This window comes from Mucilaginibacter sp. Mucisp86, from assembly GCF_047324315.1.
In the GTDB taxonomy this organism is placed as follows: Bacteria; Bacteroidota; Bacteroidia; order Sphingobacteriales; family Sphingobacteriaceae; genus Mucilaginibacter.
The window spans coordinates 4,530,095-4,553,954 of record NZ_CP168503.1 but is presented as its reverse complement, the minus strand read 5'-3'; the positions used below and the strand labels follow the sequence as shown (position 1 = coordinate 4,553,954).

Here is a 23,860-nt window from a genome sequence, read left to right as displayed (position 1 = left end):
TTGCAATTGTAACAAAATTATAGTCCAAAAAAATAGCGAAAAATTACGCAATCGGTTGTGTGCACCATAACAAACGTTTGCGTAATTTTTAGGGGCATAGGACATGTAACCAGAAGCCATCTTTCCACTAAATTTTAGTTAGTTTCGGACATATTAACAGAAAAAACCGACACATTTCTATGCGAAAACTAACTTGCCTGCTTGTTTTACTATTGCCATTAAAGCTTTTTGCCCAACAGTTTGATCCTGTAAAAGGATTGGTTAAAAGGCGTGCCCCCTGGTTAAGCGGACATGTTATTTTCAAGCCATTAAAAGGTTCCAGCCCTGAGTTAGTTGAACTGCAAACCATAAAAAACAAACTGGTTATCACAGCCTCTGGTGCAAATGCTGCCGCTGTTGGTGTTAACTGGTATTTGAAATACTATTGTCACCGTTCTATGTCGCACATGGGCGACAACCTGGCACCTGTATTCCCTCTTCCTGTTGTTAGCAAAAAGACGACTGTACAGGCCGCGGCCAAGTATCGTTACGCATTAAATTATTGTACTTACAATTACACCATGAGTTTCTACAACTGGGCCGACTGGGAACGGGAGCTGGATTGGATGGCATTGAATGGGGTTAATACCATGCTTACTGTTGAAGGCATAGAAGCAGTGTGGCAAAACACGCTGAGGAAGACAGGCTACAGCGAAAAAGAAATTAACGATTTTATAGTGGGTCCGGCCTATACTGCCTGGTGGCTGATGGGTAATATCGAAGGCTGGGGAGGCCCCATGCCTCAAAGTCAGATCGACAACCGGAAACTGATTCAACAAAAAATGATGAAGCGGATGCATGAATTGGGCATAGAACCAGTATTGCAGGGCTTTTATGGTATGGTGCCAAGCTCATTAAAAAGCAAAAGCAAAGCACATATCATTGATCAGTTAACCTGGGGGGCTTTTAAAAGGCCCGATATACTTGATCCTACTGACCCTGAATTTGCCCGTATAGCAGGTATATATTACAGCGAAATGCAGGCTTTATATGGTAAAAATATTCACTTTTTTGCAGGCGACCCTTTTCACGAGGGTGGTAAAACAGAAGGTGTCGACCTGATGAAAGCAGGAGCTGCCATACAGGCTTCCATGCAAAAATATTATCCGGGTTCAACATGGGTGTTGCAGGGCTGGCAGGATAACCCCAAACAAGGCATGCTTGATGGTTTAGATAAATCAAAAGTATTGGTACAGGAACTTTTTGGTGAGTTTACAAACAACTGGGAAAAACGTAAGGCTTATGATGGTACCCCATTTATATGGTGCAGCGTTAACAATTTTGGCGAACGTCCCGGCGTTTATGGCAAACTACAACGCTTTGCCGATGAAATAGACAGAGCCCGAAAAAGCACTTACAGCAATTATCTTAAAGGCGTAGGCATAATGCCCGAAGGCATTAATAACAATCCTCCGGATTATGATTTGATGCTTGAATTAGGCTGGCGCAAAGACCATGTAGATACCCGTAACTGGATTAATGACTATGCAAAATATCGCTACGGTAAAAGTAATGAGCATGCCAATAATGCCTGGCAAGGCTTTTTACAAACAATTTATCAAAGCCTTCCGGGCTACCAGGAAGGTGCAGGCGAATCTATCTTTTGCGCCAGGCCGGCACTCAAAGTTAAATCAATCTCCAGTTGGGGTACGCTTACCCGTAATTATGATACCGTAAAGTTTGAAAATGCCGTAAGAGAATTTGCCAAAGCCTCCCCCGCGCTCATTAATTCAGCAACTTATAAAATAGACCTTATCAATATGGTTAGGCAGGTGCTGGCCAATAAAGGAACTCTTGTTTTTAATGATCTGGTAACAGCATATAACAACAAGGACCTGCAGGCCTTCAACAAGGCAAGCGGAAAGTTTTTGAACATGATCAAATTAACTGATGATCTTTTGAACACCGATCATTACTTCAGGCTCAATACCTATCTTAGACAATCAATAGATAACGGCAATACCACAGAGGAAAAGGCAAACAACTTAAAAAACATGCTAATGCAGATTACTTATTGGGGCGAAAATGTACGCACTGAGGATAACCTGCATGAGTATGCCTACAAAGAATGGGCCGGCCTCATGGATGGATATTATCTGCCCCGCTGGGAGATCTATTTTGAGTACCTGCGCGGCAACCTGCAGGGCAAAAGTCTTCAGGAGCCTGATTACTTTTCATGGGAGCGTAAATGGGTGGATGAAAATCAAAAGCTACGTCCCGAAAAACCTCAAAGGTCCTTGCAAGCAGTGGTTGATGAAATTTTATCGCTATAAAAACGGTTTATCCACAAAACACTCCTTTTATTTAAAACTAACGGCCCTCTATCTATCCGATGAAAAAACACGTTTTAGCTATTTTATTGATCTTTATCGCATTTTCTCCATTATATGCCCAAAAGAAAATAGGAACGGAAACGCCCGAACAAAAAGCCAAACGTATGGCCTGGTGGACAAACGACCGTTTTGGTATGTTTATTCATTGGGGACTTTATTCGCAGGCTGCAAGGCATGAGTGGGTAAAACGGTGGGAGCGCATGACAGATGCTCAATACCAACATTATTTTGACGAGTTTAATCCCGATTTATTTAACCCTAAAGAATGGGCAAAGAAGGCCAAGGCGGCCGGAATGAAATATGCCGTGCTTACCACCAAACATCACGAAGGATTTTGTTTGTTTGATTCAAAATATACTGATTATAAGGCCACAAATACCGCTGCAAAAAGAGACCTTGTAAGAGAATTTGTAGATGCTTTTAGGGCCGAGGGTATAAAAATAGGTTTCTATTACTCGTTGCTGGACTGGCATCATCCGGATTTTACCATTGATGTTTTACACCCTTTACAGCCCGCAAGCGAAAAGGATGAAGATTACGACAAGCTCAATAAAGGCCGTGATATGGCCAGGTACCGTACCTACATGCACAACCAAATTAAAGAACTGCTTACCAATTATGGCAAAATTGATATGCTCTGGCTCGATTTTTCATACCCTGATAATGGTAAACACGGCAAAGGGGCCCAAGACTGGGGATCTGTTGAACTGGTTAAAGAAATAAGAAAACTACAACCCAATATTATTATTGACAACCGCCTTGATTTAAACGAATACCAGGACGGTTGGGATTACCTGACACCCGAACAGGTAAACTTAAGTGAATGGGTCAAGAAAAACGATTATAAAACCTATTGGGAAACCTGCCAAACATTTTCAGGCTCCTGGGGGTATTTCCGGGACGAGAACAGTTGGAAAAGCACCAAACAATTAATTACAATGCTTATAGAGGCCGTAAGCAAACGTGGTAACTTGTTATTGAATGTGGGCCCTACTGCGCGTGGTTTATTTGATAAACGGGCCAATGAAAGGTTAGACGGAATAGCAGTCTGGATGAAATACAACAGCCGGTCGGTTTACGGATGTACCGAAGCCCCGGAAACCTTCAAAGCCCCGGATCACACCATGCTTACCTATAATGCAGCCACTAAACGACTGTATGTTCATTTGTTAGAGTATCCGGGCAAAACAATTACTTTACCTGGTTATAAGGATAAGGTAAAATACATTCAGTTTTTGCACGATGCATCAGAGATACAGGTAAACAGCAAAGCAACAGAGCATGGAAACGACCTGGTATTAAACCTTCCTGAGGCTAAACCCGATAGCGAAATCCCGGTAATTGAGCTGGTATTGAACTAAATCTATTCATCATCAATAGTTTATATTAATCATGATTCAGAAACTTCTGTTTGGCCTTTACCTTTTGGTATGCAGCCAGGTAACGCTGGCGCAAAACGTGCACGAAATGTCAAATACTTACCAGGTACCTAAAGACTCCCTGGTACGGCAAAAACTTGCCCAATGGCAAGACCAAAAATTCGGATTGTTTATGCACTGGGGCACCTACAGCCAGTGGGGAGTTGCAGAAAGCTGGACTATTTGCCCTGATGACTGGGTTACACGAACCGGACCTTATAGTGATGATTATTTTACCTACAAAAAGGCATACGAAAACTTACAAACTACCTTTAACCCTGTAAACTTTAACCCCGAAAAATGGGCCCGGGCAGCCAAAGCTGCAGGTATGAATTACGTGGTGTTTACAACCAAACATCACGATGGCTTTAGCATGTTTGACACCAAACAAACCGATTATAAAATTACAGACCCTAAAACGCCTTTTTCAAAAAATCCGCGAAGCAACGTAACTAAAGAAATATTTAACGCCTTTCGTAAAGACAACTTCATGATCGGGGCATATTTTTCCAAGCCCGACTGGCATAATCAAAACTATTGGTGGCCTTACTATCCCCCAAAAGACCACAACGTTAATTACGATCCGCAACGCTACCCCGAACGCTGGCAAAAATTTAAAGATTTTACCTATAACCAGATTGAAGAATTGATGACCGGCTATGGTAAAGTGGATATTTTATGGCTTGATGGCGGTTGGGTAAGGCCATCTCGTGAAAAGGGTAATGATCCGCAGCATTATAACCAGGATCTTGATATGGCTAAAATAGCGAAAATGAGCCGTAGTTATCAACCCGGCCTTATCATGGTAGACCGCACGGTTGCCGGTGAATTTGAAAATTATACCACGCCAGAACAGGAGGTGCCGGATAAACCACTATCCTACCCCTGGGAAACCTGTATGACCATTGGTAAATATTGGAGCTATGTACCTGATGATGAATTTAAACCCAGCCGTCAGCTGGTACAAACGCTCATAAAAATAGTATCACGGGGAGGTAATCTGCTGCTTAATATTGCCCCGGGACCTGATGGTGACTGGAACCCTATCGCCTATCAACGATTACAGGATATTGCCGACTGGATAAAAATTAATGGGAAAGGTATTTATGGCTCAGAACCAGTAGCGCCTTACTCGGCAGGCAATATTTATTTTACTAAATCGAAAACCGAAAAAAAGTTATACGCTTTTTGGCTGTCTGAAAAGGATATTGTAAGCCTTCCGGCCAACGTAACCTTCCCGGTAAATGATATCAAACAAATTAAAAAGATAAGTTTGCTGGGCAGCGTCCAAAAACTAAAATGGAATTACGAAAGCGGACTGTTAAACATTCAAATACCGAAGACCCTACAAAAAAGCACCACTTTAAAGTATAGTGGCGCTTTTGTATTGGAATATTAAAGGACTACGCTTATGCCCTGAAATTTACCTTGTGGGATATCATACTGGAATCAAATACTGCCCGATGAAAAACGGGGGTTGACGGCGTTTCTTCAATTCGATAGTCAATTAGTTTGAAAAGTATTTCCGCTGCTTTTACCCCTTGTTCTTTAGGAAACTGTTCGATGGAAGCAAGTGGCGAATTATCCATAAAGCTCCAGATAGGTGAATTTGCAAAACTGATAAAGCTTATATCGCGATTAACAACCAGGTTGCTATTTTTAACCACGGCAATTGCATCGCGTGCTACATAATCATTAAAAGTGATGATGGCTGTAGGTCTTTGCTCTAAAGATAAAAGTCTCCTCATGGCATAGTAATTTTGTGCCGGTGACAGATCTGACGAAACAACAAAATCGTTATTTATATCTATTTGGTGTTTATGGAGCCCTTTTTTATAACCATCAAGGCGCTCTTTACTTGCAAGCAATTGCGATGGGCCATTAATTAACCCAATACTACGATGTCCTTTGTCTGTTAAGCAATCAATGGCCTGTAACATTCCCGACTGCAGATTACAAGCAGAGTAATGAATATCTTCCATGCCAGGAATGCGATCGAAAAACACAACTGGGATATTATATTTTTTTAATTGTTCAAACACTCCATAATCGGTGGTGTTTTTGCTTATGGATATGATAATACCATCTAAGCGTTGGTTTTTCATGGCTTCCAAAATGCGCTTTTCCTTTGCGGGATCTTCTGATGACTGCCCGATAAAAACGTTATAATTGCGTTTGCTAACGCAATCTTCTATCCCGCTGAGGGCAGCAGAAAAAAAAACATCGGAAAAATCCGGAAGAATAACACCTATAGTAAATGTTTTACGTTGCTTAAAGGATATGGCGGCTTGATTTGGCACATAATTTAATTCGTTTGCTACCTTATTAACCCGCATAGTAGTTACAAGGCCAATACTGGGATGGCCATGAAGCGCGCGGGACACAGTAGACGTACTTACCTTCAAGCGTTTAGCTATCTCTTTAATTGTGGGAATCTTCTCCATTTGTAATTGGGATTAAAACAATGAGTATATCTATTTAGTCCAAAACATGTAAGCATTAGATTAGGTGATGTAAAGGATTATCACTTTCACGGATTTCAAAACTTAAAACCAGTGTAGTAAAGCCATAATCCGTTTACAACGTAATGATTAATCATTGATAAGCACCTTTACTTATTTGCTTATTAACAATACGTTGTTTATTATCAAAATCAGTATTGCCATTAACGGCTTCAGATATCACCTGACCGCTGTTCCTTGCTACAGAGGATGACTGAAGGTGAAAATCGGGGGTGGATGTATTTATAAATAATGGTGCTACTCCATTTGTTGAATTAGCGTCCCCGTTTATGGCGGTCATCCACGCACTATAGCTGGTATATGAAATGCCGTTCCATGTCCACTGCGCGGCACCTGTTGTATAATACAGATTGTAGTCAATGATATTGCCCGATCCGCTGTTGGTATACTTGTGAATAAACATATCAGCAGCCCCGCCGTAAATGATATTATTTTTTATAACATTATTAGTGCAATCTTCTCTGATGCTTATCTCTCCTTCTATCTCGCCAAAGGCGCCTAACGCCTGGTTATTGTTATATAAAGTATTATTTACAACGGCCGAGTTACTTGTACCGGCACCTGTATAATTTAAGTACCCACCCATGTAAATACCGGCGCACCAACAGTTATATACCAGGTTATTCCTTATAGTGACGTGGTCGGTTGGGAATCCATTGGTTTCGCTCACTGCACCAATCCCCCTGTCTGTAACAGACACCCTGTTTTTTTCTACTATCACATTTCTGCCACCATCCACATAAATACCTATAGCGCCATGCCCGCCAAGCGGCCCCCTTTTGCTTTCAATGTTATAAAGGGTATTGCCGCTGATAATTCCGTTACGGGCATAGTTCAGTGCGGGATCACTATTGGCCGCATAGCCTCCGGCTGCATCAATGCCGATATTTTGAGCGTTATAGATGGTATTGTTGGTAACGGTAAAACCATCAACATAGCCGTTGATTGTTAAATTTTCGCCATAACCGGTTTTACAATCGTGAATGGTATTCCCCGTAACAGTAATATTAGTTACCGGATCAGAAGTATTTCCAATAACCAAAATAGCGTTACCGCCCCCGTTAAGCGGCAGCTGAGTATAATCAATGCCGTATATAGTGTTGTTTTTTACGGTAATATAATCAGATCCGCCTTCAACCATAATGGCTTTAGGATCGCCTGTAGCGGTTTTGAAGTTGCGTATTTCGAAGCCATCTACAACAATAAACTTTGCTTTATCAATAGTTATCAGGGCTTCCCTCCCGTTAACACTAAAAGCACTCCCGTCAATTACAGGGGTTTCGCCATGATATGCTTTTAACGTAATATATTTATCCATCACCCCCGATTTGGGAAATACAACCTTTTCGCTATATACCCCTCCCCTTACAATTACGGTATCGCCGGGAATGGTGCGGGAGAGCGCATTATTGATAGTTTGAAAAGGCGCATCGATTGTTCCTTTGTTTGACTCCTGCCCGTTGGCAGCTACATAATAAACATGAGTGTTTCCGGTAGTTGTAACATTACCGCCTGCATCGTTTTTTTTGCTGCAGCCAAATGCCTGTACAGCAAAACCAAGCATTAAAAAAACATTGATATTACATTTCATAAGCATACTTTTTTTAACTAAAAACCTTACTGCTGTGCGCCTTTACTTATCTTATTATTTACAATGCGTGCATTTCCATCAATATCTGTAGTTCCATTTATATCGGCAGAGATTACATTTCCGGTGTTTTTTGCAGGAGAGGCTGATTGTATATGAAGGTCAGGCGATGAAATATTCAGTAAAAGAGGATCCTGCCCGTTTATTGAACCGGCATCATTGCCACTGGCTGCTTTCCAGGCGCCCAAATCAGTATATGGTGCGCCGTTAGTACTGTTCCAGACCCATTGCGGAGTGCCCGTAGTATAATATAAATTATTGTCGATAATGTTATTGCTGCCTGTTGTGGTATACTTATGAATAAATACATCAACAGGCCTTGCATAAACTATGTTATTTTTGATCACGTTATTGTCGCAATGCTCCGTAAGTCTTATCTCGCCTTCAATTTCGCCAAACGCGCCTGGTACACGGTCGTTTTGATATAAGGTATTGTTTACGATGTAACAGTTTTTAGTTCCGCCCGAAGTGTAATTCAGGTAGTCGCCCATGTATATACCTGTGCGATAACAGTTATATACAAAATTGTTTCGCACGATGGTAGTTTTGGTCGCATATACGTTGCTTTCGCTCACCAACCCTATGCCCCTGTCGCTATTGTACACCTTGTTTCGTTCAATAATAGTATTAGCACCGCCGCAAACGTAAATGGAGATAGCACCATACCTGTCAGGCCCCCAGGTTTCCGGGGTTCTGGTCATGGTATTATCGTGAAAAATGTTATCACTTATCACGCCATTGCGGGCGTAGTTGGTAGCCACATCTCCTTTGGGATTTAAACCATCGCCACCGGCAACAATTATCCCGATGTTCTCTGTATCATATACTTTATTATGGCTAAAAACAAAACCGTCAATATTACCGGCCAGTGTTACATTTTCACTTGTACCCGTCTGCGTATCATGTACAGTACAGCCCGTAATAACCAGGTTAGTAATGGCGGTAGTTCCGTTGCCTATAGCCAGTATGGCGTGCCCGCTTCGCCAGTCGTTCAGGGATGCGTTGTTCTTTATGTTATAAATATTACAGTTCCTGATAGTGATATCGTGCGAATTGCCATTGATAGCGATACCTTCAGGATCGGTATTAAAAGTTGAGCTCGTAAGATTGCAAATGTCAAAGCCATCCAATGTTATATACCTTACATTGCTTAGCATAACCAGCGGCACCCAACCCGAAACAATTATTTTACTCCCGTCTATCACCGGCTTTTCGCCGGGATATGCTTTTAAAGTAATTAACTTGTTCATGATACCCGATTGGGGAAATGCCACTTTATCAAAATAGGTGCCTCCTCTTACCATTACGGTGTCGCCGGGTATGGCATGACTCAGGGCTATGTTGATAGATTGGAAAGGTGCATTGATTTTGCCAGAATTAGCATCAGAGCCCTTAACCGATACATAGTAGATATGTGTATTACCGGTTGAAGTGATTACATCGTTACCCACTGTTTTTTTGCTGCAGGCCATAGCCTGAATGGCAAAAACATGTATTAAAAAGATATTTATATAACGTTTCATTAAATCTATTCTAAAAAATCAGCGTACCCGCTTAAGCTTATCCGCACTAAAAGCCAGGCAGTACCTGCCCGTAGCAGAAACATGTTTTCTGCTACGGGGTACCCTTAAATAAAACCAAACAATTATTAACTACTACTCAAATTTTCCCCGGCAACAAAAGGACATTGCCAGGGTTGAAAACCAAACTGTGATAGTATTTTCAATGCGGACCATCATTATTCCGAAACTATTTTTCTTATCCGGTTGTTGATTTTATCCAAAACATAAACAGTTCCGTTTTTATCAACTGCAACACCGGTTGGCGCGCTGAAAAGCGCAGATCCGCCTATAGCATCAGCGTATCCTGCTGTACCGCTGCCGGCAAAGGTGCTTACATCAAAAGTATTGGCCTGGATAAAGCGGATGCTTTGATCAGGGTTATAGCTTCCGCCGTCCCATGTTCCGTTGCCGGCTACATAAATATTGTTGCTGTTATCAACCGCGATGCCCCATGGATAAGCAAATTTTGCAGTTGTAGCGGCTCCGTTTAAATACCCTGAAACCCCAAGTTGCCCTGCTATGATGCTGCCATTCCAGTCGCCGGCACTGAATTTCCTGATAACCTGGTCGCCGTTAACCGATACGTATAAGTTGCCGGCTTTGTCAAATTTGATTCCAGCGGGATAGTTAAGGCCGGATATTACCTGTTTGGTAGTCCACTGAGCCGATACCTGGTAGATATTTCCAGGGCTGGAACAACTGGAGTAATAAACATAACCCGTTGTTTTGTCGATAGCAACACTCCATGGCGACTGGTTACCCCAGGCCCAGGTGGTTGCAGTACCATCGGGACTTATTTTACGGATATCATAATTTCCGGGATCAACAGAATATACGTTTCCCTGGGCGTCAACAGCTACATCATAAGGTATGGAGAAATTTGCCGCGCTCCCTTTTCCATCGGCATAACCCGACACCTGGGGATTACCTGCGAGCGTGGATACATTACCGGCAGTGTCAATTTTCCTGATGCAGTGATTTCCGGGATCGGCAACGTAAACATTCAGGTTGTCATCAACAGAAATCCCCATGCTTCTGTACCAGCTTTGCCCGCTAAAATCAAACATGGCATCTGTACCCTGGCCGTTTGCAAAACCAGCCTTGCCCGACCCTGCCAGTGTCGTGACAGTCCTGGTATATTGATATGTAAAATTATCGGTACTTGTTGCGGTTCCTTTTCCAATAGTTACAACGATAGGCCCGGAACCAGCCTTTTTAGGCACTACTACCATCATTTGTTTGGTATTGGCGCCGATGATTTTCAGTTTAACCCCATTCAGGGTAACCGAAATTTGCGAGGTATCTGTTGAAAAGTTAGTACCGGAGATGAGTACTTCGGTACCGCCACCGCCCTGTGCCGGGATAAATGTAGTGATGCTGATAGGTGATGCAGGGTCATGTGCAGGAACTTTTTCTTTTTTACAGCTTATAAAAGCTACCATTATAAAAAGTGCCCCGGCAAGCAGGTATTGATTGATACCTTTTGCCAATATGTTTATGAATGTTTTCATTTGAATAATTAAGGTTTAATTATTTATTTCCAGATCTTTCACACCCTATTGGGTAAATAAGAGCCGGCATTACCAACCCGGATTTTGTACCAATGCCCTATCGCGGTCCAATTGGTACTGAGATATTGGGAACAGGTACATTTTATTGTTCCACACCCTTTTCTGAAAAAGCGTTTTGGTGTAAAGACCGGTAAAAGCAAATCCCTGTCCCTGATCATCCGTGTTGACATTCAGCCCGTAAATGGTCTGATTTTCATCGGCACCCAACAACAACCTTCTTACAAGGGTAAAGTATCTGTCGCTTTCAAAACAAAGCTCAACCTGGCGTTCCCTTAAAATATATTTCCGCATTAAATCCTTGTTTCCAACAGCTTCCGGATAAACGGTTTCTATACCGGGTAAGCCGGCCCTTGTCCTGATCTGATCAAGATAAAGCACGATATTGGAGTTAGAGGGATCATATTCATTTAAAGCCTCCACATAATCCAGCAATATCTCGGCGTATCTCATGAGTATAAAAGGCCGGTAATTGGTGGCATCCTGCCTTATATTATCGGCAGGACTTACGTTTTTCAATACATCATATCCGGTAATATTATTACTTGCACCACTGGCTTTTGCACCGGCTTTACCATTATAATAAAATTCAACCCGGCCTGTTCCGTCAATATTGGCATCTGATGAATAATAGTTTTTATCATCAACAGTTGGCGCAGGCAATACCGGCCGGCCATTATACTGGATATAGGCGTAAAAACGCGGTTCGCGATTAGCATACATATTCCATTGCCCTTTACTGTGCTCCCAATATTTGGCACCATTACTTTGGGCAAAACTTGTAGCTGTATATCCCGAACGCGGGTCGTCAATGGTGCGGCCGTTATTCATATAAAACGCATCCACCACATTTTGGGTGGCGTTGTACATACTATATCCTCCCGGCCCCGGCGATACACATTTGGTATATCCCCAGTAACTCCAGGAGTTTCTTGAAAAGATGATCTCGTTGTTCCAGTTTGTTAAGAAAAGATCCCTAACCGATAGATAAGGATCAAACTGAGTTCCGCCATTGTCAAGATTTGTAAATAACTTGTATGCACCAAGATCTATTACGGCCTTTGCTGCATCCGCAGCTATTTTCCATTTGCCGGCATCAAACGCTGTAGGTGCCAGTGGGGTACCATCCTGATTTTTAAAAGAGGCAAATGACGGATTACCGTTCCACAACGGACTTGCCGCCAGTAAAGCCAGCTGTGCTTTTACCGCCAGGCACGCGCCCTTTGTTGGCCTGCCATAATTACTGGTTGAGGGCCATTGGGCAGGTAAGCCCGAAGCAGCCTGATCCATCAGTTGGTTAACGTAATCCTTACATTCGTCAAAAGACGCTCTTGGGTACTTGTTAAAGTCATCATTTAAGCTTAACGCTTCGGTTATTTTCACAACCGGGCCATATTGTTTCATTAACTGCCAGTAAAACCATCCCCGTAAAAAACGGGCTTCGGCTTTATATTGATTTTTCAGGCTGACGCTCAACTGGCTGGACGGGACCTTATCAATATTGGCTTCAAAAATGAAGGATGACCTGATGCCGGTGTAATAATTATCCCAGTGATCAAAATAGGCATTTACGGGGCTCCAGTTGCCAACAACCATTTGCCTTACATTGGTACCGGGGATGGATACCGATGACTCGTCACTGGCCCCCATTGCGCTGTAATCTCCCCCATCGGTTTCTACAATATAGCCGTAAATGTTATACAAGTATGATTCGGCATTAGCCCTGGTGCTCCAGATCAGATCTGATGTTAGCAGGTTATCCGGTTTTTTATTAAGGTAATTACATGACGATAAACAGGCACTCAGGACGCATATCCCAACTACCATTATTAGTATGTTTTTTTTCATTTGGCACACTTTAAATTCTTTTGAAACTGATTTAAATTCACGATTTCTATAACGCAACCCTTAATCCAAGGGCAAGTATTCGTACCGGTGGATAGCCTGCGCCGTTAGAGCCAAGTTCAGGATCCCAAAGTTTGAATTTGGAGAAGGTTAACAGGTTTTGCCCCGTTAAATAAAGGTAAACTGAGTTAATACCCGCCCTGGTAAGAAACAAGGGCTTATAAGTATAACCCAATGTAGCCTGTTTTAAACGGACAAAACTCGCGTCTTTTGACCACCACGTGCTCGGCTGATAATTATTACTGTTTTGATTAGCAATGCCTAAGCGTGGATAGTATACATTCTGACTCGGGTTATCAACTGTCCACCTGTTCTCGAGAATTGCAAGCACACCCGATGGATAGGTGCCCATGCCTGTAAACGGCACTATACCCGCGCCCTCTGCACCTGCACCAGTTATAGAAGAACCGTTTGCCATGATAATTACATTACCGGTTCCCTGGAAGAAAAGGGAAAGATCGAACTTTTTATAACCAACCGTAAACCCTGCACCATACAATATGGTAGGGATGTCGGATTTACCGGTATAAACCTTGTCATAGCTGTTGATCACGCCATCACCGTTTACATCTTTGTACTTGATATCGCCGGGCCTTAACACAGCGCCAAACTGTGTAGGGCTTTTATCAACATCTTCCTGCGAGGTAAATAATCCTTCCGCAACATACATCAGGTTATCGCCATATTTGCGCCCGGTTGATTGTTGATAAGCATACAGCTGTTTCGGTTCGTCTTGCTGTACAATTTTATTATTGTTATAAGTGAAATTGCCATAAAGACGCAAGCCAACCTTGCCTATATTGTCATTATATTCAATGTTACCCTCAATACCGTGGTTATTCATTTCGCCCAAATTGGCAAATACAACCCCGCTTACACCCAGGATCCCTGATAATGAGCTTCGCTGAACTAAAATATTTGTCCGTCTCTCTTTATAGGCATCAATAGTGATATTCAGTTTATTGAACAGCCCTATTTCCAGGCCAATATTATCTTTCCTGGCTTTTTCCCATGTCAGGTTCTCAACACCTATAACAGTTTCTTTAGTGCCACCATATACAGTTCCGTTAAGGCCTAAACCCACAGAGCCGCCGCTGCCATATTGGTTGATATAAGGGAACCTGGTGATTTGATAGTGAGATCCAATCTGATCATTACCTACAAGGCCATGAGAACCTCTTATTTTAAACAGGTTAAACGTTTTTGAAAAACCCTTGAAAAAAGGTTCCTTCGAAATTACCCAACCAGCAGAAACAGCCGGGAAAAAACCAAATTTTTTGCCCGGCTCAAAGTTTTCCGAACCGGTATAACCGGCATCAAATTCAAGCAGGTATCTATCGGCATAGGTATAGGTTGCCCTGCCGGCCAAGCTTTGGTTGTTGTAAGGGATAGAGTTTATAACACTCCCTGCTGTGCTCTGGACCCTTGACCTCATATTGTACAAAAGCAACCCGCCAACATGGTGTTTGCCGAAAGACTGATCATAATTAATATTGGTTTCCAGGTACATGGTTTTTTCGGCAGATGAATACTGGGTATAACCCAAAAACTGGCTTCCATATCTCGACTGGCCTAATACCAGGTTACCCTGCGGGTCTCTTGAAGAAGCTAAGTAAAGATCATTGGTGCCTGTTCTGCCATTGTCATTTTCGCTGTACGAGTCGAACGAGAACCTGGCCATGGCGCTTAGTCCGTTGGTGATAGCATCCAGTTTCTGGTTAAGGGAAAAAACAGACTGTATGGTAGGGCGAAACTCGCTGTTGTAACCTGAGTTTTGGATATCATTTACCGGGTTGGAGCCGCCATTGTTGTAAGGGCCTGCCCATTTACCATCGGGATATCTTATCGGGAACGCGTTAGGTGGAGTTAAGTACGATTCATACCAGATATTTCCTGCCGAGATACCGGGGTAGCGGCTGCTCACCAGCATCGCATCCAGGTTCATGGTCAATAAGGTAGTTTTGGTGATATCAATGTCAAGATTTGACCTGAAATCGTAACGTTTAAAGTTAAGGTTGGGGTTGTAGCCGTTTTGTTTGGTTACTTTATAACTTCCTTCCTGGTCATAAAAAGAAGCAGAAACATAATACCTTACCGACGAAGCGCCACCGGTAACATTTAAGTTGGTATTGTAGCCGGGGGCCCAATTCTTATATACAGACTTTATCCAGTCGACATTTGGATAAAGGTATGGGTCCAGTCCGCTCGCTGTTTTCTGGATAGTTTCTTCAGAATATGCAGCCGGGTTACCATCATTTGTAGTTGCCTCGTTATGCAGCCTCATCCAAGATACTGCATCCAGCATTTTAGGCGTTCGGGTAAGGCCCGACATGGATGTTTCCGTTTTAAAGGAGATCTTAGGTTTACCAGCGACACCTTTTTTAGTGTTGATGATCAAAACGCCGTTGGCGCCCTTAGCCCCGTATACTGCAGTTGATGATGCATCCTTTAACAGGGAAATGCTCTGGATATCCTCTGGGTCGATGTTGTTATAGGCCCCTCCATAGGTACTGTTTACGTCATCGCGCTGCACGCCGTCTATAATAATAAGCGGGTTTGAATTACCGGTAAAAGTGCCAATGCCCCTGATGGTAAATGACGCGTTATCATAACCCGGCTCCCCGCTTCTTTGCATCGATATAACCCCGGCTACCTTTCCGGCCAGTGCATTAGACAGGGAACGGTTTGGAGTTGTTATATCAGCAACATTCACCGTTGTAACAGCCCCGGTTATGGTCAGCTTCTTTTGTTTACCATACCCTACTACCACTACTTCATTTATACCCTTAGTATCGTCAAGTAACTGAACGGTCAGGAAAGATGTTGCTCCGTTAACCGTAATTTCTTTGGCAATGAAACCGGCAAATGAAATAACAAGGGTGCTGTTATCATTAGCCTCAATGGTAAACCGCCCCTCGCTATCAGTTATTACCCCCTTATCAGTCCCTTTGATGCGCACACTTGCGCCGGGTAAAGTAACGCCTTTTGAATCAGTGACAACCCCTGAAACTTTTATAATGGGTATAGATTGAGGTTGTGTTTCAACAGGTTTAGGTTTAATAATAATAATTTTCTCGTTTATACTATATATAAACGGTTGCCCTTTAAATGTTTGCTTTAATACTTCCTCTAATTCGGTATTCAGAACATTGATACTTACCGGGTTAGCTTGCTTAATCACCTTTGAATTATAGAAGAAATCATATCCGCTTTGTTCCCTAATTTCTTTAAGGACTTTTTCTAATGGAGCATTTTTTTCTGATAATGTAATTTTTTGTGCGTAACCTGAAGCACTCGCCTGAAGTATGGTTGCTACCAACAAGATGATGGATAGTTTCATAATCAACAAAGCTTTATTTTTTATACAGGGGACCCCATATAATGTTATTTCATAACATTTCATACATTTGAACTTGTTTGGGTTTAAGGTGTAATTGGACTACGAATTTAGTTTCATGGTAAGCCCTAACGCTTTAGTCGGAAGTGTTCCACCACTTCCGGCTTATTTTAAGGTTACCTCAATGCAAGTAAAATATCACGGCATAATGGTAACCCTCCTTCCTTCAATTTTAGTTTTAACGTTTCCTGTTTGTTCTATGATCTTCAACGCCTGGGCTAAGTCTCTTGAGCGCGATACTATGCCCCCAAACCTTAAATTATCTACATTACCGGTGTATTCTACATCAACATTATACCAGCGGGCCAGCTTACTCATAATGCTTTTCAGGTCTTCATCAACAAACAGAAAATAGCCATTTTTCCAGGCTACCACCTCTTCGGTATCAACCGTCTGAATATCAATTGAATTGTCTGAATAATTGATATTTGATTGTTGCCCCGGTTTCAACAGTTTCGATTGATTTGATTTGGTGGATAATACCTTAACAGAACCTTCCAATAAAGTAGTTTTTACCGAGCTGTCGTCGATGTAGGAACTGATGTTAAAATGCGTACCTAAAACTTCAACCACCTGGCTGTTACTCAGAACCCTAAATGGTTTTTGGGCATTTTTTGCTACCTCAAAATAGGCCTCGCCAGTTAATTCAACACTGCGTAAGTTCCCTGTAAAGTTTGTTGGAAAACGGAGCGAAGAACCGGCATTTAACCAAACTTTTGAACCATCGGGCAGGTTAACCTGGTATTGGCCGCCTCTGGGGGTTTCAATGGTATTATAAGCCTGTTGAGCTAAACCTGTTGAATTTGATGGTGCATTTTCAATAGTATAAATCAATTTGCCATTGGCAGCTTTGGTAATAGTTACACCTGATTGCTTGGCCAGCTGCCCTGTAGCGGCATCATCAAGGGTAATTTTTGAGCCGTTAGCTAAAGTTAATAACGCCTTATTACCGCCAGGAGCAACCGTATGCTTACTAACAGGCAGCGCGTTATTTTTAGCTAATAAAGAAGAATTGTTGTGCCTTAAGTAAAGAGCCAATAAAGATGAGACAACCAGGAACAAAGCTACAGATGCAGCTACAAACCATCGGCTCCTCAAAAAAATAATCCTTTTAGAGGCAGATTCCCGAGCCTTTATTTCCTGTAATATTTTGCTGTAAAGCTCTGTTTTAGCAATATTTTCATCGCCCAGTAAAAACTCATCCCATTTCAATTCGTTTTTTTGGAGCGTATCGTAATAGTCAAATAAAAACTTCTCCTCATCGGCAGTGGCCTGATTGGAAAGATATTTATTGATTAAGTTTATCAGTAGTTCTTTGTCCATTAGTTAGTTGTTGCATGTAAGTAACGCAACACCGGGGGTACCCCCAAAGAAATTGTAAATATTTCCTGACTATTAACAAATCATGAAATTTCAGAGAATCAGATAAAAAAACGAGTTGGAAAAAAGAGTATAAATGGAGATAGGAACAATATCAAAACCAACGCCCACAAGACATGATAACAGCAAGGCAAACAAAATCGCCCAGCGTTTTGCGCAAACGATTCAACGCTATGGTTAACTGGTTTTCAACCGTTTTTGGCGAAATCTCAAGCCGTTCTGCAATTTCTTTGGTTGATAAATGCTCTCTGCGGCTCATAATGAATATCTGCCGGCATTTCTCAGGCAATTCGGCAACTCCCTGTTCCAGCAAACGGTTAATTTCTTTTTCAGATAGGATTTCTTCACCACCGTTTTTGCTAAAAAGTTCTTCCAGCCTGTTAAAAAGGTCTGCTTTTACTTTGCCGGAACGTATAATATTAAACACCTGGTAACGGACAGCGGTATATAAATAGGCGTTTAAAGAAGTGAGCTGCAGGTTAGCCCGTTTCATCCACAGGTTTACCAATACCTCCTGGGTGATATCTTCAGATACCTGGCGGTCCCTGAGTATATTGTATGCCGAAAGATAAAGTTTTGACCAATATTTATTATAGATGCGCTCAAATGCCACAATATCATTCTCTTGAATCAACGCTATAAGTCTGTCATCAGACAATAACTGAACTTCGGGGCTATTCATTCCGCATTATAACTAATTGGCAACGTCAAAGAAAGTATTTTTTATTGTTTTTTAATCTAAAACCCGCTCCCATCCAAATTGCTGATCAACGCCGGTACGGAGATCTTTTTTAGCCTGCCCATCAATTGTTACCATTTATATCGCATCTGCAATTAAGCGGGTACTTGGGTTAAGGCCTCCAATTTGTTATTTCGGGTAATTTTATAATAGTAAATAAAGTCAAAAAAACTGTCAAATGAAAGTCACCGGCAAATAAAATGCGACAAAGTAAGAGGTTTTTAAATCGCCTATAAGCCGTTTAATCTGCTTTGGGAAACGCGTACAATTTCGGCGGCATTTTTATTCCTTAACCCTCCGATATCAAAACCGCTTAAAATTTTTTCAAGCTCACGCAATTTACCTTGCTGGTTTCTTTTTATAAAACCGGACTTTAGTACATTAATTTTTTCATAATCCTGAATGCCTTCAATCAATCGTTCAAAGCGGATAGATGACCGCAGCCCCGGATAAACTAAGTAGGCATCCCCTGATGACCACGATCCGAACCGTGTATCTCGTAAAGGATCTTTTGTCCAGCAGTTGTAAGCCCATCTTAAATAGCCATCATACCCTTTGTAAGCTACATGCCAGCCCAGCCAAACAGACTCTGCCGGTGCAGAAAAGGTAAACGTATTAGGACTCCCTTCTGTGCAGCAGGTATAATAGGTGGTGTTAAAGCCCGCCCTTTTACGTGATATGATAGCACTGCTATCTATTACCTGGTTTGACGCCACACTGTAATCCACTAAATCTTTTTCAATTTCGGGATGGTAATTACCTGCCAATGAAATTTTAAAATCTTTATCTGCACTTTTTATTAAAGCTATCGCTTTTTGCATATCCTCCAAAGGCCTTTCATCCATCGCGATGGTTGTTTTTTTAAACCATCCTTTCTTTTTCAGATGGTTAGCAAAATCAGACAGCATAGGACGCCAATGCTCATTATATTCTGCTGTGCCGGGTTTAGCTATAATAGCAGTATCCTTTTTCAGCGTTTCATCATAATAATAAAACTTTAAATTCCAGGGAATCATACTATAACAGTTGATAAATTTATCAATACCCAGCGACATCATAAAAGTCACCCATTTATCGAAAACGCTATAGTCATAAGTCCATGAACCATTTTTGTTTTTAGTCCATTTTATCATTGATCCATAAATATCATATGTTTGACTATTCCATGGGTCATAAATAAGTGTAGTAGTAATTGATTTTTGACCGGCATTTGCCAGCATTTTCATATATGGGCGCATGATGTCAAAATGTTGCTTTGACCAGGGTTTTACACCGTACACCCGGGAAACCGAATAAGGGTTTTGCCACAGATCGAGATGAAATCTCCAGTGTTCGGGTGCAGGCAGGGTATGATTAAGTACTTCTACAGTATAATGCAAAATATAAGTATTCCCCCCTCCTCCTTCCCTGATTTTCACATAACCTTTATAAGTACCTTTAACAGCACCGGCAGGAACCTTAACACTTAACCAAACAGGCCGGGTAGTATTTTTAGCTACAGAAAGGGATCTGACAGGATCAATAACATCCTCTACAAGAGAGGAATCATGACCTGCCTGAATACCGCAGCCGCCCCCCTCATTATTCAGCCCATCGGCCATCACGTAACGCACAAAATTTGCGCTGATATTTTTTTTTGGAATTATATGGCCTTTATCATCTTCAAGTTTGCTCCATTCAAAACTTAATTGTTCCAGGTTACGGGTGGTCCATACCAGGAATTGCGTATGTACTTTTTCTCCTTTCCATGCTTTGGTTTGCCATTGTGTTTGCAATGGAAATATTGATGGGGCATTGCGTTTCTCATAACGAATATCTGGCGACGCAAAACTTACATAAACACCTGGTTTTAATTCATCCCAGCTTTTCTGCTGAACAGGTTTGGGGTCCGGAAGTTCCTGGTAAGCCCCACTCATTTTAACCTGTGCCGAAACGACAGCACTAAATAATAACAGGATTACAGTAAGTTTCATTTTCATATCTCGCTATGTTGCAGTAAATTAGATGAGTACTGAGGTTTAATTTTCAAATTGCATTTTTCCAAAAAACTCGGGTAAATGAAAGTTGGTATCTGCTGATTTGATATTGCTCCAGGTTAAAAAATGCGGATCGGGCAGTTCATCACCGCATTTATGAAAATTAACCCGGCATTGCCTGCCATTTAATGATGTAATGGAATGATTGCAAAACACCTCTAAAGGTATCATTAACGTCAGTTCCCAGCCTATACTGCCTTGTCCGCAACTATCAACCAGTTTTAAATTAGTTTGGTGCCTGATTGTTCTTATGGCGGCCTCTGGTAATAGTTTGCGGTTTGTCCTGCTTGTTCCAAAACCCAACATGCATGTACCTGCGCAATTAAACCCAAAACTATAGTAGCTCTTTTCATCTCCAAAGGATACAAAAAACTCTACGCAACTATCTTTATAAACCGGCTCGTTAGGCTGCTTGTAAATTGCCCTTACAGATTTTTCACTTACATAGTATTTTATAAAAATACTATCCTCACCAAAGGCTATGGCAAAATGCGCATCCGGCTTATACCCATTGGCAGGCCAGGGCACCATTCCGATATGATTTTTTTCATAATTATCTAACAAATAAGATACGTGCGCTATGGGACTTACTTTATTTACAAGCCCTAAAAATGGTACCGTTAATTCTTTCATTCTACTTTGGATGCTAATTGCGTATATGTTTTTGCTACGTCCTGAATTATTTGATCTAAAACAACATATTGCTCTTCGAGCTTTTTGAGCAGTTGAAACTGTACCCTGGTACGCTGTAAATTATGTTCGGCAAAGCTCGTTTTATAGTAAACGTCACCTTCTATGTAATCTGTAAGGAAACGTACTCCTTGCATATAGGGAATTAATAAAACTCCCATTACAAGCGTTTTAACTTCCATATCTGATAGAAAGCCACCGGCGCTTTTAAAATACCCCTCTGTGTAGGCTTTAAACAGCGGAATATTCAGGTCGACTTTTGTAATATCGCTTTCATCTTCGGACGCGGTGTTTATAATAGTGCGGATAGCATCGCCAAAATCATATGCAACGTAGCCGGACATAACTGTATCAAGATCAATTACACACTGCCCGTGATCGTTCATATCAAGCAGTATATTGTTGAATTTAGTATCGTTGTGTGTAACGCGCAGAGGTAATTTCCCTTCTTTGCCTAAATTCAGGATAGTGACCATCGCGTCGGCCCTTTCAACAACAAAGGTTAATTCGGGCAAAACTTCTTTAACCCGGCCTTCAACATCAGCCAGCACAGCTTTATTTAACCTATCGAGCCGCATAGCGATGTTATGAAAATCCGGTATGGTTTCGAAAAGTAAGTTAGTATCCAGGTCTGATAACAGTAATTGAAATTTACCAAATGCCTTACCGCCCTCATAGGCCTGCTGATCGGTAAGCACGAGATCATAGCTTTTAGTATCCTTTAAAAACAAATACATCCGCCAGTAGTTGCCGGCTGTATCACAAAAAAAACACTGCTTATCCTTTGCCCAAACCATGGTAAGCACTTCTTTAGCCGGGTTAGAATGAGGGATTTCGGCCAGTTTTTTTTTAAGATGATTGGTTACCAGTTGTACATTATTCATCAGCGCCGGTACATCTTTAAATACATGGTGATTGACACGCTGAAGCAAGTAGCCGGGCAATTCCGGGTTGGTAGTCTTCACGTGAAATGTATCATTGATATGCCCGGAACCAAACGGCACAATAATTTCAACGTTTCCTTCAGTGCAAAAATTAGCTACGATTTCGGGTATATTATATGACATTTTCTGTTTTAGTTCGTTTCAATTACTTTTTAAAATACGTATCACTTAAGTGCTTTACCGGCTTAGCATAGGGTAAGCCCCCCAGATAATGCTTACCCCTTTATGGCAACTATATTGCATTCTATATATAGTGTATACGTAAACACTAAAATTCTATAAATGCTTCAATACAAATATAAAAATATTTGTGTGCCCGCACACATTTTTGATTTTTTTGTTCAAAAAAAAAACATTGATTTTACTGTTGTGATTTTATAATGAACCGGGAGGCTGTGTCGCTTTACAGCAACCGATATGTTGAAGTGTTCTTTGCAGTAAAAAGGGGGGTAATAAAACAAATCCACAATAAATTGCCTGGAAATAACAATTCATTATGGATAAAAATATAAGGAATACACTGCCGGAAAATTGTCGGTCAATTAGATATCTAAATAAACAGTATCTTCATCATCTATGTAATAATTCATATTTTCTTTGGTAACTATATCAAGCGGAAGGTATTTAATGATAGGCACTTCTTTTTTGAATGCAAGGTAATCTGTTAACTGATAAATGCCCCAATAACCCTGCCCCTTTGGGTTTTGATTAATCAAAAAACTAATTGCGCCCTTATTCAGGAAATAGAGATTGGCAGGAAGTAAATCGTATCCTATTATTTTGATATGCTTTATATGACGCTGCTCCAAATGCTTTGCAATTTCATGAGCTTTAGATGTTGTAACAAACACACTGGTCATATCTGGTGTGCTATCAATAATGGCATCCAGCTGTGTGATAAACAAAGCTGCATTAGCCCTGTTCAATTCAATCCGTAAAATTTTGTACTGGTGCTCCAGGTTATTTTGCGAAAAATAATTACGAAATCCTTGTTCTTTCTTTAAAAGATGCGCCGCATTACTTATCTCTTCATCAATATGGGCGATTAAAACAGAACAAGGTTCAGGCTGTCCATAGTGTATAAGTTTCCCCGCCAAAAAACCACTCTGATATGAATCCTGACCTATGTAGCTCAAGGGCTCACACTCGGCAATTTGGGTATTAAACAACACAAACGGAATTCCGACCGCTTTCCATTTCTCAAAAAACGGTAAGGTTTCCCGGTAAAATATCGGGGATAAAATTATACCATCCGGGCTATCATTGGTTAGTTGATTGGCATTGGTTATAAACGATTCAACATCATAGGGATCAAATACATATTGCTGGACAACTATGCCATATTGCTTCAAATCTTTCTCGGCTTTTTCAATTCCGGCTTTAGGAGCGTACCAATATGAATCGCTTTTATGATCGGGTATTAACGCGGCAATTTGATATATTTTATTTGAACCCAAAGCCCTTGCCATAAGGTTTGGTTCATAATCCATTTCTTCAATAATCTTCAGTATTTTCTCTTCTACTTTTTTTGACACCCGCCCCCGCTTATGCAATACCCTGTCAACTGTACCTGTTGAAACTTTTGCTTTTTCGGCAATATCTTTAATGCGTACAATTTTATTCTTCATATTAAATCTACATGTAAAAAAGATAGCAAATTTAATATAGTTTATCGCATT

General features: G+C 41.3%; 15 protein-coding genes. 3 read left to right on the top strand and 12 right to left on the bottom strand.

Annotation, left to right across the window (positions count from 1 at the left end; genetic code table 11):
• The first annotated feature begins 179 nt into the window (after positions 1-179).
• Genes ACEN9X_RS19310 through ACEN9X_RS19300 form a run of 3 tightly spaced genes read left to right on the top strand, consistent with a single transcriptional unit; the run spans position 180 to position 5,189 of the window.
• Positions 180-2,312: an alpha-N-acetylglucosaminidase gene (locus ACEN9X_RS19310; protein ID WP_413666677.1), complete on the top strand. Its 2,133-nt coding sequence runs from the start codon at positions 180-182 to the stop codon at positions 2,310-2,312.
• 59 nt (positions 2,313-2,371) lie between these two features.
• Positions 2,372-3,733 (top strand): alpha-L-fucosidase, encoded by a 1,362-nt coding sequence (locus tag ACEN9X_RS19305; RefSeq protein ID WP_413666676.1) that lies wholly within the window; start codon positions 2,372-2,374, stop codon positions 3,731-3,733.
• A gap of 31 nt (positions 3,734-3,764) precedes the next feature.
• Positions 3,765-5,189 (top strand): alpha-L-fucosidase, encoded by a 1,425-nt coding sequence (locus ACEN9X_RS19300; protein ID WP_413666675.1) that lies wholly within the window; start codon positions 3,765-3,767, stop codon positions 5,187-5,189.
• Positions 5,190-5,199: 10 nt separating this feature from the next.
• Here ACEN9X_RS19300 and ACEN9X_RS19295 read toward each other — a convergent pair whose 3' ends face one another.
• The 12 genes from ACEN9X_RS19295 to ACEN9X_RS19240 all read right to left on the bottom strand — a co-directional run bounded on the left by ACEN9X_RS19295 (position 5,200) and on the right by ACEN9X_RS19240 (position 23,809).
• Positions 5,200-6,234: a LacI family DNA-binding transcriptional regulator gene (locus ACEN9X_RS19295; RefSeq protein WP_413666674.1), complete on the bottom strand. Its 1,035-nt coding sequence runs from the start codon at positions 6,232-6,234 to the stop codon at positions 5,200-5,202.
• Positions 6,235-6,385: 151 nt separating this feature from the next.
• Positions 6,386-7,903, bottom strand: a complete 1,518-nt coding sequence (locus ACEN9X_RS19290; protein ID WP_413666673.1) for a right-handed parallel beta-helix repeat-containing protein — start codon at positions 7,901-7,903, stop codon at positions 6,386-6,388.
• A 26-nt stretch (positions 7,904-7,929) separates the two neighbouring features.
• Positions 7,930-9,483 carry a hypothetical protein gene (locus ACEN9X_RS19285; protein ID WP_413666672.1) on the bottom strand — a complete coding sequence of 518 codons (1,554 nt, stop codon included), beginning with the start codon at positions 9,481-9,483 and terminating at the stop codon, positions 7,930-7,932.
• A 215-nt stretch (positions 9,484-9,698) separates the two neighbouring features.
• The gene (locus ACEN9X_RS19280; protein WP_413666671.1) at positions 9,699-11,033 is read right to left on the bottom strand and encodes an IPT/TIG domain-containing protein; all 1,335 of its coding nucleotides are present in this window, start codon (positions 11,031-11,033) and stop codon (positions 9,699-9,701) included.
• A gap of 69 nt (positions 11,034-11,102) precedes the next feature.
• Positions 11,103-12,938 carry a RagB/SusD family nutrient uptake outer membrane protein gene (locus ACEN9X_RS19275; RefSeq protein ID WP_413666670.1) on the bottom strand — a complete coding sequence of 612 codons (1,836 nt, stop codon included), beginning with the start codon at positions 12,936-12,938 and terminating at the stop codon, positions 11,103-11,105.
• A 46-nt stretch (positions 12,939-12,984) separates the two neighbouring features.
• On the bottom strand, positions 12,985-16,335 hold the full coding sequence (locus ACEN9X_RS19270; RefSeq protein WP_413666669.1) for a TonB-dependent receptor: 3,351 nt from the start codon (positions 16,333-16,335) through the stop codon (positions 12,985-12,987).
• A gap of 195 nt (positions 16,336-16,530) precedes the next feature.
• Complete coding sequence (locus tag ACEN9X_RS19265; protein ID WP_413666668.1) at positions 16,531-17,715, bottom strand: FecR family protein; 1,185 nt, start codon at positions 17,713-17,715, stop codon at positions 16,531-16,533.
• Positions 17,716-17,866: 151 nt separating this feature from the next.
• Complete coding sequence (locus ACEN9X_RS19260) at positions 17,867-18,454, bottom strand: RNA polymerase sigma-70 factor (RefSeq protein WP_413666667.1); 588 nt, start codon at positions 18,452-18,454, stop codon at positions 17,867-17,869.
• A gap of 287 nt (positions 18,455-18,741) precedes the next feature.
• Complete coding sequence (locus ACEN9X_RS19255; protein ID WP_413666666.1) at positions 18,742-20,484, bottom strand: glycoside hydrolase domain-containing protein; 1,743 nt, start codon at positions 20,482-20,484, stop codon at positions 18,742-18,744.
• 45 nt (positions 20,485-20,529) lie between these two features.
• The gene (locus ACEN9X_RS19250) at positions 20,530-21,180 is read right to left on the bottom strand and encodes a carbohydrate-binding family 9-like protein (protein ID WP_413666665.1); all 651 of its coding nucleotides are present in this window, start codon (positions 21,178-21,180) and stop codon (positions 20,530-20,532) included.
• Positions 21,177-22,304, bottom strand: coding sequence for a phosphotransferase enzyme family protein (locus ACEN9X_RS19245; RefSeq protein ID WP_413666664.1), 1,128 nt, complete (start codon positions 22,302-22,304; stop codon positions 21,177-21,179). Before ACEN9X_RS19245 ends, ACEN9X_RS19250 begins: the two co-directional genes overlap by 4 nt.
• 419 nt (positions 22,305-22,723) lie before the next feature.
• Entirely contained in the window at positions 22,724-23,809 is a 1,086-nt protein-coding gene (locus tag ACEN9X_RS19240) for a substrate-binding domain-containing protein (protein WP_413666663.1), read from the bottom strand.
• Positions 23,810-23,860: the final 51 nt, after the last annotated feature.

Coding starts and splice junctions, on each gene's coding strand:
- ACEN9X_RS19310 (WP_413666677.1), top strand. CDS start 180: ATGCGAAAACTAACTTGCCTGCTTGTTTTACTATTGCCATTAAAGCTT.
- ACEN9X_RS19305 (WP_413666676.1), top strand. CDS start 2,372: ATGAAAAAACACGTTTTAGCTATTTTATTGATCTTTATCGCATTTTCT.
- ACEN9X_RS19300 (WP_413666675.1), top strand. CDS start 3,765: ATGATTCAGAAACTTCTGTTTGGCCTTTACCTTTTGGTATGCAGCCAG.
- ACEN9X_RS19295 (WP_413666674.1), bottom strand. CDS start 6,234: ATGGAGAAGATTCCCACAATTAAAGAGATAGCTAAACGCTTGAAGGTA.
- ACEN9X_RS19290 (WP_413666673.1), bottom strand. CDS start 7,903: ATGAAATGTAATATCAATGTTTTTTTAATGCTTGGTTTTGCTGTACAG.
- ACEN9X_RS19285 (WP_413666672.1), bottom strand. CDS start 9,483: ATGAAACGTTATATAAATATCTTTTTAATACATGTTTTTGCCATTCAG.
- ACEN9X_RS19280 (WP_413666671.1), bottom strand. CDS start 11,033: ATGAAAACATTCATAAACATATTGGCAAAAGGTATCAATCAATACCTG.
- ACEN9X_RS19275 (WP_413666670.1), bottom strand. CDS start 12,938: ATGAAAAAAAACATACTAATAATGGTAGTTGGGATATGCGTCCTGAGT.
- ACEN9X_RS19270 (WP_413666669.1), bottom strand. CDS start 16,335: ATGAAACTATCCATCATCTTGTTGGTAGCAACCATACTTCAGGCGAGT.
- ACEN9X_RS19265 (WP_413666668.1), bottom strand. CDS start 17,715: ATGGACAAAGAACTACTGATAAACTTAATCAATAAATATCTTTCCAAT.
- ACEN9X_RS19260 (WP_413666667.1), bottom strand. CDS start 18,454: ATGAATAGCCCCGAAGTTCAGTTATTGTCTGATGACAGACTTATAGCG.
- ACEN9X_RS19255 (WP_413666666.1), bottom strand. CDS start 20,484: ATGAAACTTACTGTAATCCTGTTATTATTTAGTGCTGTCGTTTCGGCA.
- ACEN9X_RS19250 (WP_413666665.1), bottom strand. CDS start 21,180: ATGAAAGAATTAACGGTACCATTTTTAGGGCTTGTAAATAAAGTAAGT.
- ACEN9X_RS19245 (WP_413666664.1), bottom strand. CDS start 22,304: ATGTCATATAATATACCCGAAATCGTAGCTAATTTTTGCACTGAAGGA.
- ACEN9X_RS19240 (WP_413666663.1), bottom strand. CDS start 23,809: ATGAAGAATAAAATTGTACGCATTAAAGATATTGCCGAAAAAGCAAAA.